This window comes from Pseudomonas sp. NPDC078700 (assembly GCF_044542375.1).
In the GTDB taxonomy this organism is placed as follows: Bacteria; Pseudomonadota; Gammaproteobacteria; order Pseudomonadales; family Pseudomonadaceae; genus Aquipseudomonas.
This window is the reverse complement of record NZ_JBITUI010000003.1, coordinates 521,428-537,250: the sequence shown is the minus strand read 5'-3', so window position 1 is coordinate 537,250 and position 15,823 is coordinate 521,428. Positions and strand designations below refer to the sequence as shown.

The 15,823-nt window shown below is 56.2% G+C and carries 17 protein-coding genes; 14 read left to right on the top strand and 3 right to left on the bottom strand.

Features of this window, described 5'->3' with window-relative positions; all coding sequences use genetic code 11:
* Positions 1-172: 172 nt before the first annotated feature.
* Entirely contained in the window at positions 173-1,498 is a 1,326-nt protein-coding gene (locus ACIGCM_RS12855; RefSeq protein WP_397502447.1) for a hypothetical protein, read from the bottom strand.
* 355 nt (positions 1,499-1,853) lie between these two features.
* The gene (locus ACIGCM_RS12850; RefSeq protein ID WP_397502446.1) at positions 1,854-3,329 is read right to left on the bottom strand and encodes an ATP-binding protein; all 1,476 of its coding nucleotides are present in this window, start codon (positions 3,327-3,329) and stop codon (positions 1,854-1,856) included.
* Positions 3,330-3,568: 239 nt separating this feature from the next.
* On the opposite strand from ACIGCM_RS12850, the gene ACIGCM_RS12845 reads away from it, so the two are divergent.
* The 8 genes from ACIGCM_RS12845 to ACIGCM_RS12810 all read left to right on the top strand — a co-directional run bounded on the left by ACIGCM_RS12845 (position 3,569) and on the right by ACIGCM_RS12810 (position 10,513).
* Positions 3,569-4,738 (top strand): acyl-CoA dehydrogenase family protein, encoded by a 1,170-nt coding sequence (locus ACIGCM_RS12845; protein WP_397502445.1) that lies wholly within the window; start codon positions 3,569-3,571, stop codon positions 4,736-4,738.
* Between the two features lie 200 nt (positions 4,739-4,938).
* On the top strand, positions 4,939-5,307 hold the full coding sequence (locus tag ACIGCM_RS12840) for a hypothetical protein (protein ID WP_397502444.1): 369 nt from the start codon (positions 4,939-4,941) through the stop codon (positions 5,305-5,307).
* Between the two features lie 2 nt (positions 5,308-5,309).
* Positions 5,310-5,810, top strand: coding sequence for a nuclear transport factor 2 family protein (locus ACIGCM_RS12835; protein ID WP_397502442.1), 501 nt, complete (start codon positions 5,310-5,312; stop codon positions 5,808-5,810).
* Positions 5,807-6,949 (top strand): amidase, encoded by a 1,143-nt coding sequence (locus ACIGCM_RS12830; RefSeq protein WP_397502441.1) that lies wholly within the window; start codon positions 5,807-5,809, stop codon positions 6,947-6,949. The genes ACIGCM_RS12835 and ACIGCM_RS12830 overlap by 4 nt, the downstream gene beginning before the upstream one ends.
* Before the next feature lie 10 nt (positions 6,950-6,959).
* Complete coding sequence (locus tag ACIGCM_RS12825) at positions 6,960-8,246, top strand: aromatic ring-hydroxylating dioxygenase subunit alpha (protein WP_397502440.1); 1,287 nt, start codon at positions 6,960-6,962, stop codon at positions 8,244-8,246.
* Complete coding sequence (locus ACIGCM_RS12820) at positions 8,239-8,739, top strand: aromatic-ring-hydroxylating dioxygenase subunit beta (protein WP_397502439.1); 501 nt, start codon at positions 8,239-8,241, stop codon at positions 8,737-8,739. The genes ACIGCM_RS12825 and ACIGCM_RS12820 overlap by 8 nt, the downstream gene beginning before the upstream one ends.
* A gap of 10 nt (positions 8,740-8,749) precedes the next feature.
* Positions 8,750-9,490: an SDR family NAD(P)-dependent oxidoreductase gene (locus ACIGCM_RS12815; RefSeq protein WP_397502438.1), complete on the top strand. Its 741-nt coding sequence runs from the start codon at positions 8,750-8,752 to the stop codon at positions 9,488-9,490.
* A gap of 69 nt (positions 9,491-9,559) precedes the next feature.
* Positions 9,560-10,513 carry a PDR/VanB family oxidoreductase gene (locus ACIGCM_RS12810; RefSeq protein ID WP_397502437.1) on the top strand — a complete coding sequence of 318 codons (954 nt, stop codon included), beginning with the start codon at positions 9,560-9,562 and terminating at the stop codon, positions 10,511-10,513.
* 196 nt (positions 10,514-10,709) lie between these two features.
* Here ACIGCM_RS12810 and ACIGCM_RS12805 read toward each other — a convergent pair whose 3' ends face one another.
* The gene (locus ACIGCM_RS12805) at positions 10,710-11,354 is read right to left on the bottom strand and encodes a response regulator transcription factor (protein WP_397502436.1); all 645 of its coding nucleotides are present in this window, start codon (positions 11,352-11,354) and stop codon (positions 10,710-10,712) included.
* A gap of 284 nt (positions 11,355-11,638) precedes the next feature.
* Here ACIGCM_RS12805 and hpaC point away from each other — a divergent pair, with 284 nt between their 5' ends.
* From hpaC to ACIGCM_RS12775, 6 genes are all read left to right on the top strand, one after another.
* Positions 11,639-12,160 (top strand): 4-hydroxyphenylacetate 3-monooxygenase, reductase component, encoded by a 522-nt coding sequence (gene hpaC, locus ACIGCM_RS12800; protein WP_397502434.1) that lies wholly within the window; start codon positions 11,639-11,641, stop codon positions 12,158-12,160.
* A gap of 23 nt (positions 12,161-12,183) precedes the next feature.
* Complete coding sequence (locus tag ACIGCM_RS12795; protein WP_397502432.1) at positions 12,184-13,305, top strand: muconate cycloisomerase family protein; 1,122 nt, start codon at positions 12,184-12,186, stop codon at positions 13,303-13,305.
* A gap of 16 nt (positions 13,306-13,321) precedes the next feature.
* Positions 13,322-13,612: a muconolactone Delta-isomerase gene (gene catC / locus ACIGCM_RS12790; RefSeq protein ID WP_397502431.1), complete on the top strand. Its 291-nt coding sequence runs from the start codon at positions 13,322-13,324 to the stop codon at positions 13,610-13,612.
* A gap of 26 nt (positions 13,613-13,638) precedes the next feature.
* Positions 13,639-14,571, top strand: coding sequence for a catechol 1,2-dioxygenase (gene catA / locus ACIGCM_RS12785; RefSeq protein WP_397502430.1), 933 nt, complete (start codon positions 13,639-13,641; stop codon positions 14,569-14,571).
* Between the two features lie 164 nt (positions 14,572-14,735).
* Complete coding sequence (locus ACIGCM_RS12780; RefSeq protein WP_397502429.1) at positions 14,736-15,446, top strand: ferric reductase-like transmembrane domain-containing protein; 711 nt, start codon at positions 14,736-14,738, stop codon at positions 15,444-15,446.
* Positions 15,443-15,808 carry a cytochrome c3 family protein gene (locus ACIGCM_RS12775; RefSeq protein WP_397502428.1) on the top strand — a complete coding sequence of 122 codons (366 nt, stop codon included), beginning with the start codon at positions 15,443-15,445 and terminating at the stop codon, positions 15,806-15,808. The genes ACIGCM_RS12780 and ACIGCM_RS12775 overlap by 4 nt, the downstream gene beginning before the upstream one ends.
* Positions 15,809-15,823 lie beyond the last annotated feature (15 nt).

Below are 15,823 nucleotides of genomic sequence, written 5' to 3'. Positions count from 1 at the left end.
TGGTCTGCTGTGTCGTGGAGTATCGATACAGGTCTGCTATCTGAGTCTGCCTTGTCGCGCAGATAAAGGCATTGTTGTGGCTGCCAAGCTATTGTGTAGCTGTGCCAGATCACAGCGAGTATCTGCACGTGCCTGCTCATAGAGTAGCTGAACGGTGTTGTTCACCAGCCGATCAGAAGGTGGTAAAGACCATCAGTTGGCTGTACAGATTGCTGTCGTTGCTGCCCAGCTGGGTTCCGCCTTGTTCGGCGCTTTTGTCCGGTTGATACAGGCCTATTAGCGGCATTATCACTACATTGTCTGTCACTGCCCATTCGGCATAGAGGTCGTACTCATTGCCGTCAGTATTGCCCAAGCTGCGGTCGATGGTGTCGAAGTTGAACGCCATGGCACCAATGCTCAGGTTTTCCAGCGGGGTGATCTTCAAGCTGACATTCTGGATACGCGAGTTGCTGTTAAACGGCCCGGCATAGTTGCCTGCCACTTCACCTTGAAACCAAGTGCCAAAGCCTCGGCTAAGCCCGTAAAAGAGTGGGTCGAACCCTTCAGAGAAACGGCTGTAGCGATAGCTCACGTAAGGGCTGGCGGGCAGGTCGGCGAACGTCCAGCCGGCTTCCATGTACCACGCGTCTTCAGTCGATGTGTGAGGTTTATCCTGTTTGGCGTATTCACCGGACAGAAACAGGTTTTCCACACCCGCGTTGCCCTGTGCACGCAAACTGTAGGTGTGCATGCCGTCGCGCTCTAACTGAGCAGGAGAGGCGTAGGCTTCATCGACGTCAGTGGTATTGATGTAAGTCAGGCCAACAGTGCCTGCGTCGGCGACGTGTTCTAAGGTGCCGACATACATTTCAGTCATGGCCTGTGCCGGGTTATCAGACTTTAACCACATCAGGTCGCCACGCCAGCCGGTTTCACCGCCAATGCGCAGTACGGCGGTTTCGTCGAAGGCTTTGCGTGCGGCCAAGTAGTAAGCGCCGCCACGATTGAAACTGCCATCGGCCAAGCCATTGCCCAGGTTCAGGGCGTCGCCATTAATCAGGAAGCCATCGCCAACCATCAGGTTCTGACGGCCAAAGGAAATGTCGATACCGTCAGCACCCAATACGGGAAACAGATCGCCTGATTTCCAGCCTAAGTATGCATCTTCAAATTTTGTGGTGCGCTCAGAGCCATCGGTAAAGCCCGCAGCATCGCCATCGCCCCATGTCGCCGAGCTCAGCAGCGATGCGGCACCATAAGCGGTGCCTACGCCTGCCAAGCCTTGATCGAAGCTCAAGCCATATTTGATATAGCCTTCTTGCCATGACGATGAGCCTTTATCCAGACGGCCAGACAACGCGTAGTTTTCCTGACTGTGGAATGCACCGTACATGGCTTCAATGTTGGCGTTTAGGTGGCTGTCGTCATCGGCGTATAGCTCATAGGCGCTGGCTTGACTGGCAACTGCGACGAGCGTTGCCAGAAGACTCAAGCGAAATGCTATCGACTTATTCATAGATCCGTTCCGTTTATTATTGGTGTTAGGGATCCTTTGAAAACGGTAGCGAGCGACGGAAGTACAAGGCAAAAAGCTGCGAAAAAGCGGAGTTTACGAGCTGTAAATGAGCATTTTGAGCAGTCTTTTAACGCGGTAATACCTAGCGCAGTGGTTTTCAGAGGTTCCTTGGCGTGTTGGCTCGCGAAGGTCCTCCTGATACTAAGGCGAAGCAAATGGCTGGCTTTTGTTTGGCTCTGCCATCGTTGTGTGTGTGCCTGCCAAAATTAGCTAGCAATGTTTATTGCCGGGCAGGAACAAGCACAGCCTGTGTCATTGCACCAGGCTGGCTGACTTGTCGATGCTGAGGTTGGGTTTAGCTCGGGGCGATTTGCGGCAGGGTGAAGCAGAACATTGCGCCGTGGGGGCTGATGTTTTGTGCCCAGATATCGCCACGGTGGCGGGCGATGATGCTTTTGCACAGTGCCAGGCCGATGCCGTTGCCACTGACTTTGGTGGTGAAAAAATCATCAAAGAGTTTTTCGTGTTGGCCCGCACCAATACCGCGACCTTGGTCTTCGACGCAGAGCATGACCTTGTCTTCGTGGCTGTGGGTGTAGATACGCAGTTTGCGCTGGGTTTGGGGCAAGCCTGCCAGTTCATCAATGGCGTTGAAGGCCAGATTCAGAATCACCTGACCGATCAAGACCCGCTCGCAGCTGATCATCAGCGCTTCATCGCAGGGCGCGAACTCAAGCTCGATGGCGCTGGGCTGGGCACGCAGGCTGATGAAGTAATGGCTGTCTTGCAGGATCTCGTTGAGGTCGACAAGTTGTTCCGCCTGATCAAGTTTGACCACATATTCTCGAACACTTTTGATGATCACCGAAGCATGTTCGATTTGCCGCACGGCGTTATCCAAACCCCAGGCTGCACTGGCTTGCGCCGGGTCCTGCTGATTCAGACGAATCAGCGTGCCCTCAATAAAGTTACGTGTGGCGGCCAGTGGCTGGCTGAGCTCATGGGCAATGGCCAGTGCCATTTCTCCCATGGCGTTGTGCCGGGCCAGGTATTCCAGCTTGCGTTCGCTGAGGCGTCGGGCCTCTTCAATATTGACCTGTTCGGTGACATCACGAAACAGCAGCAAGTGACCGCTTAAATCATCTTCAAGCTCAATAAACCGGCAAGTGGCGTGATGCCAATGCCAGTCATTATCGGCATGCTCAATACGGTATTTGACGCTGTAGGGCGCATGATTTGGCTGTTGTTCGCCAAAGCTGGCGAGCAGGCGCTCGCGGGATTTTTCATCGCATGCATCAACAAAACTATCGCCAACATTAAAGCGCCCAGTAGCGCCCAGCAGACGCTGGCCGGATTCACTGATAAAGCGAATCTGACCCTCACCGCTGAGCACCGCTACGCCTTCGGCAAGGTCTTGCATAAAGGCATTGAGCCGACTTTCAAAGCGCTTGAGTTGGCGCTTGACCTGCTCCTCTTTGGAAATGTCACGAAACTGCACTAAGAGCACGTCGCGCTGATTGAGGTGAACCAGGGTTGCCACTGCTTCGCAGAGGATTTCCACGCCTTGTTTGGAGCGATAGCCCCATTCAGTCACCTGTTGCCCAGTACGCACCGCACCTTCCAACCAGCGCAGGCCGTCGGCGCGGTGAAAGCCTCTGCCACTCATATCCGGTGCTTTCAAGGGCACCAGTTCTTCAAGGCTGAAACCGAGCACATCCAGTGCCGCCAGATTGGCCCAGAGAATTTCCTTGGTCTGGGCGTCATGCAGGATGGTGCACATCGGCATCGCCTCAAGCAGTGCCTGAAAGTCCTCGGTTCTGGGGGTAAACATGGTTGCGCTCTGCGGTGATGAAGGGCAAGCCGCCCGGTATGGGTTTTATACCTTCAGCCTAGCCCGAGTGCGCTTAGAAGTAACCCATCGGCGTCTAGGTGATTTCTTTAGAAAAGGCCGGGGTAGTCACTAATTTACGGCTGCACGCTCTAATTGAGCGGCACCTGCGCAGCTTCATAGACTGGCTCCATTCCTGGCTTGGACATCAAGCCACTACAAAAACAAATGGAGAAAACGCCATGTCGCACTCAGCGGTTGCCGAGAAAAGCACAGTGCTGGCCGATGCCTGCAAGGGCATTGATTCGCCAGCCTTTAAAGCTGTGCTGCAAGAGGTGCGTCAGCGCCGCGAGGAGTTTGATGCGTTGGGACACGTTCCCGCCGACATGATCGAGCGTTTTAAGTCGGTGGGTATTTATCGCGCCTCGACACCTAAGTGCTTTGGCGGTGATGCACTGCCACCTGCGCAATTTCTACAGATGATCGAACTGATCGCTCAGGCAGATGGTTCGGCGGGTTGGGTCGCCAGTTTCGGCAGCGCAAGCACCTACTTGGCGGCGCTGCCATACGCGACTCAAGCCAAGCTCTATGCCAATGGCCCAGACCTTGTGTTCGCAGGCGGCCTGTTCCCCATCCAACCTGCAGAAGCCATCGACGGCGGCTGGCGAGTCAGTGGCACCTGGAAGTTCGCCAGCGGCTGCAAAGGCGCTGACGTCTTAGGCGTTGGCATTGGCGGTGGACCTGGTGGCAAACCGCGCACGGCGATTTTTCCGGCGGACCAAGTTGAGATCGTTGAAAACTGGGATGTAGTCGGCCTCAAAGGCACCGGCAGCCACGACCTGCGCATCAAAAGTGGCGACATCCGTGATGAATGGACCTTCATCCGTGGCGGCGAGCCTTGCATCGATGAGCCGCTGTATCGCTACCCAACCGTTGCCTACGCCGCTCAGGTATTGGCCGTGGTCAACCTCGGGCTGGCCCGTGCCGCCTTGGATGAAATCAACCAGATGGCAGCCGGGCGCACCGGCGCAACCGGCGCGCCCAAACTGGCTGATCGCGCTTATTTCCGGGTTGAAGCGGCCAAAATCGAAGCGGACCTCTGCGCGGCACGGGCCTTCTTTTATGAGGCGACCCATCAGGTTTGGGATTCGCTGATGGCTGGCAATCCGGTGACTGATGAGCAAGTCGCTCACTTGCGTTTGGCAGCTACACATATGGCCCGTTGCGGTGCCGACGTGGTTAAGCGTGCCTACACCTTGGCCGGTATTGCCGCAATTTACTCGAGCCATCCGCTGCAGCGCTATCTGCGCGACTCGATAGTCGTGACCCAGCACGCCTTTCTCGGTGAAGGCATGTATGACGGCGCAGGCTCAGTGATGCTCGGTGTACAGCCTTTCCCCGGATTTCTCTGAGGGCCGTTGAAAAACTACTGCGCTAGGTATTGCCGCGTTGAACAGCTGCTCAAGATGCTCATTTAGGACAACTAAACTGCGCGCTTTCTCAGCTCTTCGCCTTGCACTCCCGTCGCTCGCTACATTTTTCCACTGGCCCCGTAGGGCCTCTTGGTGGTCGCAGTTGGTCCACCTCGACTTTATTACCTTAAGGATTAACCATGACTCAAGCCACTCAAGAACCGCTACGGGTAATGTTTTGCATCGGCATCACCCAGAATTTCTTTGACCTGCCCACCGGCCAAGGCCTCGATGTGTGGAAAGGCTTTAGCTCGATGATGGGCGCATTGGGTGCGATGCCTGGCATTAATGTACTGGGCGCTTTGGACGACGACCGCTTGATGGTCGGCCCGTCGACCACTTCGCCGTGGACCGTCTACATCATGGCCGACGTTGATTGCCATCATAGCGTGATCGACGCCTGCAACCTGTTTCGTACCACGCCGGTTGGCGAGTACAGCCTGTGGAAATACGCCAAGGTTGAAGCACGTATTGGCCGCCCACTGACCATTCCCGAAGCGGCGCGCTAGTCATGGACAGCGCTCTGCAATTGCAAGACTTGACCCAGCGCCTCGCCGTGCTTGAAGCCGAAGGCGCAATCCGTCGTCTGCTGGCGCGCTATATGGACCTGTGCGATGTGCCCCATGCCCCGGTTCAGGTTGAACAGTTGGCGGCGCTGTTTACTGAAGATGCGGTTTGGGAAGGCGTCGGCGCTCAGGCGGCCAAGAGTTTTGGTCGTCAGCAAGGCCGCCAAGCAGTAACAGCATTTGTTGCCAGCTACTTGCCGCCAGTCGAGCACTTCGCCCTGAATTTGCATTTGCTCACCAGCGAATCCATTGCGGTTGAACAGGGCGGTGTTACGGCGAGCGGTCAGTGGATCATGCAGCAAGTTTGCACCTACAGCCAAGGCGGTAGCGAGCTGTTCAGTGCGCGCTTGAATATCGACTTTGCCTGCGTCGATGGGCAGTGGTTGATTGCTCATTTCCGCACCTGTCGGTTGTTCAATACGGTTCTGGCGGAGCGTTCAGCATGAGTGCCTGGGTGAATAATATCGTGCTGGGCAATAGTGGCCTGCGCGTCGCAATCAAAGACTCAATCGACATTGCGGGTCAGCAAACCCGCGCTGGCAGCCGCGCGCTGGAAGACACCGCAGCGGCTACACAGCATGCCGATGTGGTTGGAGCAACGCTTGCGGCGGGCTGGCAGATTATCGGCAAGACCAATATGCACGAGCTGGCATTTGGTGTGACGGGCATTAACGCCTGGACCGGCACGCCGGTTAATCCGCAGGCTCCATTACGGGTGCCGGGCGGCTCATCCAGTGGTTCGGCAGCCGTCGTTGCCGCCGGTTTAGCGGATGTTGCCTTGGGCACCGATACTGGCGGTTCGGTGCGTGTGCCTGCGGCGTGCTGCGGTGTGTTTGGTCTTAAACCGACCTTTGGCCGAGTCAGCCGTGCGGGTGTTTATCCGCAGGTTACCTCTCTTGATTGTGTTGGCCCTTTTGCCGCCAACATGAGCCACCTGATTGCAGCCATGCAGGTGATCTGCCCCGGCTTTGAACCGGAGCCGTTGCCAAGCACTCAAGCGCGGATTGCATGGCTGGATGTTGAATCTGATCCGCTGATTAAAACCACCCTTGAACAGGCGCTTGATTGCGTCGGCTGGCAGCGCTCGGTGGTTGCCATCGACAGCTTTGCTGGTGCCTTTAGTGCTGGCTTGGCCGTTATTAATGCAGAGACATGGGCGGCCTTCGGCCATCTCACTGGCCAGGGTTTGCTGGGCGCTGATGTTGAGTCGCGCCTGCTCAATGCCAAGGCGACCAGCGCAGCCGATGTGGCTCAGGCCGAGCTGGTGCGCAGCCAATTTACTCAGGCCATCGATTCGGCGTTAGAGCAGGTGGATGTGCTGGTGCTACCCACCATGCCATGCCTGCCGCCGTTGCTTGCCGACGCCGCCAGCAGCCCCACAGTGGCGAGCATGACGGCGCTGGCACGGCCCTTCAATTTAAGCGGCCACCCGGCGCTGTCGGTGCCGGTACAACTGGCGGATGGCAGCCTCAGCGTGGGCCTGCAAATCGTCGGACGCAAAGGCGATGACGCCCTGGTCTGTGCCTTCGGCGCACAGCTTGAGCAAGCCTTGCGCGCCCAGCCAACTAATAAAAACCTTGTATGAGGACTTACCCATGAGTAGCCACGAACTCGGGCTGATCGCTAAAAGCTCAAGCCCTGACCAACTGGTGCAGGCTGATCGCGTTGACGTTTCGCTGTACCACGACCCAGAACTGTACGAGCAGGAACTGGAAAAGATTTTCTACCGCACTTGGGTATGGGTCGGCCACGAAAGTGAAGTGCGCAACCCCGGAGACTTTCGCACGACCACCATTGGTCGTCGTCCGGTGATTTTGGTGCGTGACAAAAAGAACAGCATCAATGTGCTGGAAAACCGTTGCCGTCACCGTGGCGCAACGGTGTGTGAAAAACACAAAGGCAATGCCACCGGATTCACGTGCCCCTACCACAGCTGGTCGTATGCGCTGGATGGCAAGCTGCGTGCGCTGCCGTATCCCGATGGTTACGAAGACATTCTCGATAAGAGCGAGTTGCCGCTTAACAGCCTGCGGGTTGGCAGCTATGCCGGGATGATTTTCGCCAGTTTCAATGATGACGTAGAACCGCTGGAAGACTTCCTCGGCGGTGCCAAACATTGGATGGACCTGTTTATGAAACAGGGCGCTGGGTTCCCGATCAAGACTCAGGGCGAGCACAAGTTCACCTTTAACGGTAACTGGAAAATCCAGCTGGAAAACACCACCGACGGTTATCACTTCCCGATCGTGCATAAGTCATTTATGTCGTCGGTCGATGAAGAAACCTCGGAAATGCTTTCGTTTATGACCGACCCCGAAGCCGTCACCCATGGTTTGGGTAACGGCCACAGCGTGATGGTCATGGTGCCTGAACACGTTGATCTGGAACACGACGACGGCAGCGAGCAACTGCAAGAACGCTTTGCCCATGTCACCGCTGAGTTGTCGAAAACCATGGAGCCTGCGCAGGTTCGGCGGATCGTCCGCTCGCTGCACGGCGCGGGTTTCAACCTCAATCTGTTCCCCAATGTTGCCATGTCGATGTCGTTCTTCCGCGTATTGAACCCACTGTCGGTCAAGCAAACCGAGATTCGTCACGTCGCGTTAGGTATGGACGGTGGCCCTGAGATCGCTAACCGTGAGCGCATGCGTATTCATGAGCACTTCCAAGGCCCATTTGGTTTTGGCAGCCCGGATGATGCTGAAGCTTGGGAGCGCGTGCAGCGTGGTGCCGAAGCAGGCCCGCAAGTACCGATTCTGGTCAACCGTGGCCTTAACCGTGAAGTGCTGGCAGACAACGGTGACAAGGTCTCCCATGCCACCGACGAAACCGGTATGCGCGAAGCCTATGCAATGTGGAAAAGGATGATGAGCAATGACTGAACACAACACGCTTGCTGGCCTGAACCAACCACTGGCCAAGGCTATTGAATTCATCTGGAACGAAGCCGCATTACTCGACAACAAGGACTACGCCGCCTGGGCGCAGTTGTGGAGTGAGGACGGTGTGTATGTGATCCCGATTGATCCTGAAACCCGTGATTTCGCCAGCAGCCTCAACTATGTGTATGACGATGCGCGCATGCGTGCGTTGCGTATCGAGCGTTTGTCCGCGGGCCACTCGCCTTCGGCAGTGGATGCGGCGCGTACCTTGCGCAGCGTCTCGCGTTTCAATCTGGTTGAGGCCAGTGGCGATGTGGTTGAAGTGACCTCAGCGCAACTGTTGTTTGCCTACAAGCGCGGTGTACACACACCGATGGCAGCCGAGCTTACTCATCGTATTCGCTTCACCAACGGTGCGGCCAAACTTGAGCAAAAAGTGGTGCGCCTGATCAATTCAACCGACAGCCTGAGCGCGCTCGGCTTCCTGCTTTAAGGAGAACACCATGAGTCGAGTGGCTTTGATAACAGGTGCAGCCCGAGGTTTGGGCGCAAGCATTGCTCAGCGCCTGCATGCAGCCGGGTATCGCGTGGCCTTGGCCGATGTGCAATTGGATGGCGTACAGCAACTGGCGGATCAGCTTGATCCGTCAGGTCAGAGCGCTGTTGCCTTGCAGTTGGATGTGCGCTTGAAGACCGATTTCCAGCAAGCCTGCGCAGTGCTAAGTGAGCGTTGGGGCGGCACCGATGTGTTGGTCAATAACGCTGGCAAGTCAAAAGTTGCGGCGTTAATGGACATCACCCCGGAAGAGTTCGACGAGTCGATGGCGATCAACCTGCGCGGCACCTTTGTGGGCTGCCAGGTGTTTGGTCAGCATTTTGCCGATCGTGGTTTCGGCCGGATCATCAACATTGCATCCCTGGCCGGGCAAAACGGTGGCACCGCAACCGGCGCGCATTATGCCGCCGCCAAGGGTGGTGTCGCGACGCTGACCAAGGTGTTTGCCCGTGAGCTGGCGGCCAAGGGCGTGACGGTCAACAGCATTTCACCGGGGCCGCTGGATTTGCCAGTGGTGCATGAAACGGTCGCGCCGAAACGGCTTGCACAGATCAAACAAATGATACCGGTGGGTGCGCTGGGTTCGGCTGATTACATCGCCGATACCGTGCTGTTGTTGGCTGCCGATAATGCCAGTTCGGTTACCGGGGCATGCTGGGATATTAACGGCGGTTTGTTTATGCGCTAAGGCGTATTGATTAGCTCCATTGACCCGGGCTGGAACCCCAGCTCCGGGTGTAATTCGTCAGGTGATGCGATGATGAAAGTCCGAATTGAAAAAATTGCCGATGAGGCTCAAGACATCCGCTCGCTGCGATTGGTGCGCGTTGATGGCCAACCGTTTGATGCCTATGAACCCGGCGCGCATGTGGATATCACCGGGCCAACCGGGGTTACGCGCCAGTATTCGCTGTGCAGTCCGCCGGATGATGGCTCGGCCTATTTGGTGGCGGTCAAGCGCGAAGCCAAATCTCGCGGGGGCTCGCAAGCCTTGCATGAGCTGGTGGAAGAGGGCGCAGAGCTGGAAATCGGCGTACCGCGCTGCTTGTTCCGTTTAGATGCCGCAGCCACATCCCACGTATTGATCGCCGCCGGCATTGGGGTCACGCCGATGTTGAGCATGGCATACCGGCTGCAAGCCAGCGGGCAACCTTATCGCCTGCATTATTTTGCCCGTGGCCCGGAGTTCGCAGCCTTTGCCGCGTTGCTGCAAACGCCGCCTTTTGCCGAGCATGTGCAGTTTCATTTTGGTGTCGAGCCTGCTCAGTTAGAAGCCGCCTTGAGTGAGTGTTTGGATCAGGCTGATGCACAGGCTCACGTGTACACCTGCGGCCCCGCGCCCTTTATGGGCAAAGTGGTGGAGGTGGCTGCACGTACCCGCCCGGAAGAGGCAATACACCTCGAGCATTTTCAGGCGGATCCGGCTGCACTTGAGGCGGCGACTGGCAGCTTTGAAGTTGAGCTCGCCAGCTCCGGTGTGGTCTTGCAAGTGCCGCAAGACACCCGTTTGGTTGATGTGCTGCAAGCGTATGGGTGTGACATCGACACTGAATGCCGTGAAGGCATTTGTGGCACTTGCATTGTCGAGGTGCTCGAAGGCGAGCCTGAGCATCGTGATAATTGCCTGTCGACAAAAGAAAAGGCTTCAAACAAGCAGATCTGCGCCTGCGTATCTCGCGCTAAAAGCACACGCTTAGTGTTGGACTTGTAGGCGGGTAACGCTTTTCTACCCGCCATTTGCAGGCTCAAATATGGGCTGTGTTTACCAATTTTGGTGGACAAGCTTCGCTTGTCACACCCTTGGCGAATTGACTTGTACGGCGGGTAACGCTTTTTACCCGCCATTTGCAGGCTTAAATATGGGCTGTGTTTACCGATTTTGGCGAACATGCTTCGCTTGTCACACTCTAGGCGCTCAATGATTCTTCGCTGTTGAGGCTCAAGACCTCACGCACCAACATGGCGATGCTGCCCACTTCCATTTTGTCTTTGATTTTGGTGCGGTGAACATCAACGGTTTTGACGCTGATGTTCAACTCCCGTGCAATCACTTTGCTGGCTTTGCCGTCGATCACCATCATCAACACTTCACGCTCACGATCGGTCAATAACCCAAGCTTGTCCTTGAGCTGCTGGCGCTGTTGCTGCTGGGCGTGGCTGTGTACGGCGGTCTTTAACGCGCTTTGAATGCGGTCAAGCATTTGCTGCGGGTTGTAGGGCTTTTCAACAAAGTCGATGGCACCGCTCTGCATGGCTTTGACTGTCATCGGTATATCGCCGTGGGCGGACACAAAGATGGTCGGCATGCTGATGCTGCGTGCATTAAGCATCTCTTGCAGCTGGAAACCACTGGTCTCGGGCATGCGTACATCCAATACCAGGCACGCCGGAAGGCTGGCATCGTAGTTGCGTAAAAACTCATCGGCACCGGCATAGCACTGCGAGGCAATGCTCACGGACTCCAGCAGCCAGGCCAGAGAGGTGCGCAGGGCTTGGTCATCATCAACGATATAGACAATGGGTTTGTGCTTATCACGGGGCAAGGCTTGCATATTGTTGTTCTCGTTGCTTCTGCCATCTAGCGGGTTGCATTCCCTGTGCTTGGGCACGTGTGGCGTTTTAGGGAGATTACCTACTCCTGAGGCTAATGACGATAAAGAAACTACGTAGTCGACTAGCGGAAAGCCCTTCGCACAATGGGAACCGTCTGGATATACCGGCCGTTGGGCGCGTCCTACTCTTGGCTCATCAAGTCATAGGCTGTTGTTTGCCGGTTGTCAGCGCAGCGCGCTAGCGCCAGTAAAGATGCAGCCCACTCTAATAAAAGGGCGACAGCATGAGCACTCTCGACCAGAGCCAAATTGATTTTCGCAATGCCATGGCGCAACTGCCAGCAGCGGTGAACATCATCACCACCAACGGGCCTTCCGGGCGTTGCGGCATTACTGCCAGCGCGGTGTGTTCAGTTACTGATTCGCCACCGACTGTTCTGGTCTGCCTGAACCGCAACAGCGCCATGCATGACGTGTTTCAGGACAACGGCAAGCTGTGCATCAACGTTCTGTGCAGTGATCAGGAAGACCTCGCCAAGCATTTTGCCGGGATGACCGAAGTGCCCATGGAGGAGCGGTTCGCTTGGGATATCTGGAACGCAGGCAACACCGACTTGCCCGTGTTGCGCAGTGCGTTGGTCAGCCTTGAAGGGCGCATCAGCGAGTGCAAATCAGTGGGCTCGCACTCGGTGTTGTTCGTCGAGCTTGATCAGGTCTCGACCCGTGAACAGGGCGATAGCCTGGTTTATTTCAATCGTCTGTTTCACCGCGTTGAACGCGCTGCACCTGCCGTCTGTGCCGGTTAACTGTTGAGTAAGGCTCTCGCACCATGACAGAAGCAATTATCGAACATATCAGCGCCACCCTCGTTGATCTGCCAACCATTCGCCCACACAAACTGGCAATGCACACCATGCAAAAGCAAACGCTGGTGATCATTCGCATTCGTTGCAGTGATGGCGTCGAAGGGATTGGTGAGTCAACCACCATTGGCGGCTTGGCGTACGGCAATGAAAGCCCGGAAAGCATTAAGTGCAATATCGATGCGTACTTTGCGCCCTTATTGCTTAACCAAGATGCCAGCAATATCAACGCCGCCATGTTGCGTCTGGACAAGCACATCACCGGCAATACCTTTGCCAAATCCGGAATCGAATCAGCCTTGCTCGATGCCCAAGGCAAACGGCTGGGCTTGGCTGTGAGCGAGCTGCTCGGCGGACGGGTGCGCGATAGCCTTGAAGTGGCTTGGACATTGGCCAGCGGCGATACCCAACGGGATATTGCCGAAGCTGAGCAGATGCTCGATCAGCGGCGTCACCGGCTGTTCAAGTTGAAGATCGGTGCCAACCCCGTGGCGCAGGATCTGGCTCATGTGATTGCGATCAAAAAAGCTTTGGGTGATCGCGCCAGTGTAAGGGTGGACGTTAACCAGTATTGGCCTGAGTCGGTGGCGCTAAAAGCCTGCCAGGTGCTCGGCGACAACGGCGTCGACCTGATCGAACAACCCATCGCGCGGATCAACCGCAGCGGTCAGATTCGTCTGAATCAACGCAGTCCTGCGGCGATCATGGCGGATGAGTCCATCGAAAGTGTCGAAGACGCGTTTAGCCTCGCCGCTGAAGGTGCAGCCAGCGTATTCGCCCTGAAGATCGCCAAAAATGGTGGCCCGCGTGCGGTCTTGCGCACGGCGCAGATCGCCCAGGCAGCGGGGATTTCCCTCTACGGCGGCACCATGCTCGAAGGCACCATCGGCACCCTGGCTTCGGCGCATGCCTTTATCACCTTGAAAGAACTGACCTGGCACACCGAGCTATTTGGCCCCTTGTTGCTTACCGAAGAGATCGTCACCGAGCCGCCGCAGTACCGCGACTTTGCATTGCATGTGCCACGCACGCCGGGCCTCGGTTTAACCCTTGACGAAGAGCGTCTGGCGTTCTTCAGCCGCCACTGACCGAAGGAAATCGCCAATGTTATTCCACATAAAAATGACCGTGAAACTGCCGCTGGATATGGACTCGGCTAAGGCTGCGCAACTCAAGGCAGAAGAAAAGGCTTTGGCCCAACGCCTGCAAGAAGAGGGCGTTTGGCGTCACCTGTGGCGCATTGCTGGCCACTACGCGAATTACAGCGTTTTTGATGTGCCCAGTGTTGAGGCGCTGCACGACACCCTGATGCAGTTGCCGTTGTTTCCCTACATGGATATCGAGGTCAACGGCTTGTGCCGCCATCCTTCATCCATCCATAGCGACGACCGCTAAACAACAATAAATAGAGGTAGCTGAGCATGACTGTGACTATTTCCCAAACGGCCGAACTTCAGGCGTTCTTCAAGCAAGCCAGCGGCTTTAACAGCGACAGCGGTAGCTCGCGTCTGAAGTCGATCATCCTGCGCATTCTGCAAGACAGCGCCAAGGTGATTGAGGACCTGAAAATCACCGATGATGAGTTCTGGAAAGCCGTTGATTACCTGAATCGTATGGGCAGTAATCAAGAGGCTGGGCTGCTGATCGCCGGCCTCGGCCTTGAGCATTTTCTCGACCTGCTGCAAGACGCCCGAGACGCTCAAAGCGGCTTGACCGGCGGCACGCCGCGTACCATCGAAGGCCCGCTGTATGTGGCTGGTGCACCGCTGAGCCACGGCCAGGCACGTATGGATGATGGCAGCGATCCAGGCGCAGTGATGTTTTTGCAAGGCCAAGTGCTCGACACCGATGGCCAGCCAGTGGCCGGTGCGATTGTCGATTTGTGGCACGCCAACACCAACGGCACCTACTCATATTTTGATGGCAGCCAGTCGGCGTTCAACCTGCGCCGGCGTATCGTCACCGACAGTGAAGGCCGCTATCAGGCTCGCAGCATTGTGCCGAGCGGTTATGGCTGCCCGCCGACAGGCACCACGCAAGAAGTGCTTGATCAGTTGGGTCGCCATGGCAATCGTCCGGCGCATATCCACTTCTTTATCAGTGCGCCGGGTTATCGCCACTTGACCACGCAGATCAACCTTTCAGGTGATAAATACCTGTGGGATGACTTCGCCTACGCCACGCGCGATGGGCTCGTAGCACCAGTGCGGTTCAATCAAGACCCGGCAGCGGCCAAAGCTCGTCAGGTTGAGGTTGGCTTTGCTGAAATCGACTTCGATTTCCAACTGCAAAAAGCCAGTGCCCCCGAAGCCGAACAGCCAAGCCAGCGCCCGCGTGTGGCCGTCTCGGTCTAAGGCTTAAGGCGCAACCAACCGCTACTTTTGTGCATCAAGGGTAGCGGTTGGCAAGCACAGCAATACGACTGGCAGGCAGGTTAAGGCTTTACTATCAACCTCGGGTGTAGGGTTGAGGATTGCTCTGTAAACTGAATCAGCAACTTTCTATTCGGTCGTGCTGTATGTGTGTGCTGGTTTTGCGCATCGCGCTTTGTCTTTTATTGCCCTTTGCGGCCATCTTTCTGCTCGGCGCTATGCCCGGGGTTAACCTTGCGTGGGATTTCTCCAATACCAGCGGTTTTATCGCCGGTGTGTTGTTTCTTTTGCTGTTCGCCTATACCGGCCAGCCCCTAAAGCAGCCTCGCCATGATGGCAAGTTTTTTATGGTGTTGCACCGCGACTTGGGCTTTGTCGCGCTGATCATGTTGCTGGTGCATGTCATTGTAATGTTGATTGATGAGCCCTTGGTGATCGATCAATTACTACCGGGCGCGCCTTGGCCGATGGTCGCGGGGAATGTCGCAACGCTGAGTTTATTGCTGATGTTGCCCATGAGTTTGACCGCCGTGCGCCGCCGTGTATGGAAAACCCATCAACGCTTTAAGCGGTGGCACTACGGGCTGAGCGCGGGCATCGTCGTGCTGACGGCCGTGCATATGATTGGCATCGGTTATTACAGTGGTTCGAGCACTAAGGTTGTGTTCTGGATTGTGCTTACAGCCATAGCATTGGCGTTACCCTTATTTAAATCCGGCAAGGCGCAAGTGGGGCCGGGCGGGCGCAGGCGGCACACGTCTTATTTAGCCACCATCTTGAGCATTGGCGTTTTGATCACCGGTATATTGCTCGCGGGTGGCTACTCGTTACTGGGCTATGTGGACTTGCCCCAATGACTTGGCGCTGGGGATTGTTGCTGAGCGTCCCGCTGCTGATTGCCTTCATCTTTGGCATCAGCGCCGGACATGATCATCTGGCCCGTAAACACCCAGTGCTGCCGATCAACTTTGAACACAACAACCACGGCAGCGTTAACTGCGTGGTTTGCCATCACGACTTCACCGATAAATCAGCCGCTGCCTCAGCAACCGGCAGTCGCACCTGCGTGCTCTGCCACAAAGAAACCCCAAGGCTGGCAGTCAATATCGAGCGCGACTTCCACAAACTCTGCGTAAGCTGCCACCTCAAACAACTGCAAACCTTCCACGCCAGCGGCCCAATTCGGTCGTGCAAGGCGTGTCATGTGGTGGGGCATTAGGGCAAGTAATCAACG

Bases quoted from the DNA above. Each gene is read 5' to 3' on its own strand.
- ACIGCM_RS12855 (WP_397502447.1), bottom strand. From the start codon at position 1,498: ATGAATAAGTCGATAGCATTTCGCTTGAGTCTTCTGGCAACGCTCGTC.
- ACIGCM_RS12850 (WP_397502446.1), bottom strand. From the start codon at position 3,329: ATGTTTACCCCCAGAACCGAGGACTTTCAGGCACTGCTTGAGGCGATG.
- ACIGCM_RS12845 (WP_397502445.1), top strand. From the start codon at position 3,569: ATGTCGCACTCAGCGGTTGCCGAGAAAAGCACAGTGCTGGCCGATGCC.
- ACIGCM_RS12840 (WP_397502444.1), top strand. From the start codon at position 4,939: ATGACTCAAGCCACTCAAGAACCGCTACGGGTAATGTTTTGCATCGGC.
- ACIGCM_RS12835 (WP_397502442.1), top strand. From the start codon at position 5,310: ATGGACAGCGCTCTGCAATTGCAAGACTTGACCCAGCGCCTCGCCGTG.
- ACIGCM_RS12830 (WP_397502441.1), top strand. From the start codon at position 5,807: ATGAGTGCCTGGGTGAATAATATCGTGCTGGGCAATAGTGGCCTGCGC.
- ACIGCM_RS12825 (WP_397502440.1), top strand. From the start codon at position 6,960: ATGAGTAGCCACGAACTCGGGCTGATCGCTAAAAGCTCAAGCCCTGAC.
- ACIGCM_RS12820 (WP_397502439.1), top strand. From the start codon at position 8,239: ATGACTGAACACAACACGCTTGCTGGCCTGAACCAACCACTGGCCAAG.
- ACIGCM_RS12815 (WP_397502438.1), top strand. From the start codon at position 8,750: ATGAGTCGAGTGGCTTTGATAACAGGTGCAGCCCGAGGTTTGGGCGCA.
- ACIGCM_RS12810 (WP_397502437.1), top strand. From the start codon at position 9,560: ATGATGAAAGTCCGAATTGAAAAAATTGCCGATGAGGCTCAAGACATC.
- ACIGCM_RS12805 (WP_397502436.1), bottom strand. From the start codon at position 11,354: ATGCAAGCCTTGCCCCGTGATAAGCACAAACCCATTGTCTATATCGTT.
- hpaC (WP_397502434.1), top strand. From the start codon at position 11,639: ATGAGCACTCTCGACCAGAGCCAAATTGATTTTCGCAATGCCATGGCG.
- ACIGCM_RS12795 (WP_397502432.1), top strand. From the start codon at position 12,184: ATGACAGAAGCAATTATCGAACATATCAGCGCCACCCTCGTTGATCTG.
- catC (WP_397502431.1), top strand. From the start codon at position 13,322: ATGTTATTCCACATAAAAATGACCGTGAAACTGCCGCTGGATATGGAC.
- catA (WP_397502430.1), top strand. From the start codon at position 13,639: ATGACTGTGACTATTTCCCAAACGGCCGAACTTCAGGCGTTCTTCAAG.
- ACIGCM_RS12780 (WP_397502429.1), top strand. From the start codon at position 14,736: ATGTGTGTGCTGGTTTTGCGCATCGCGCTTTGTCTTTTATTGCCCTTT.
- ACIGCM_RS12775 (WP_397502428.1), top strand. From the start codon at position 15,443: ATGACTTGGCGCTGGGGATTGTTGCTGAGCGTCCCGCTGCTGATTGCC.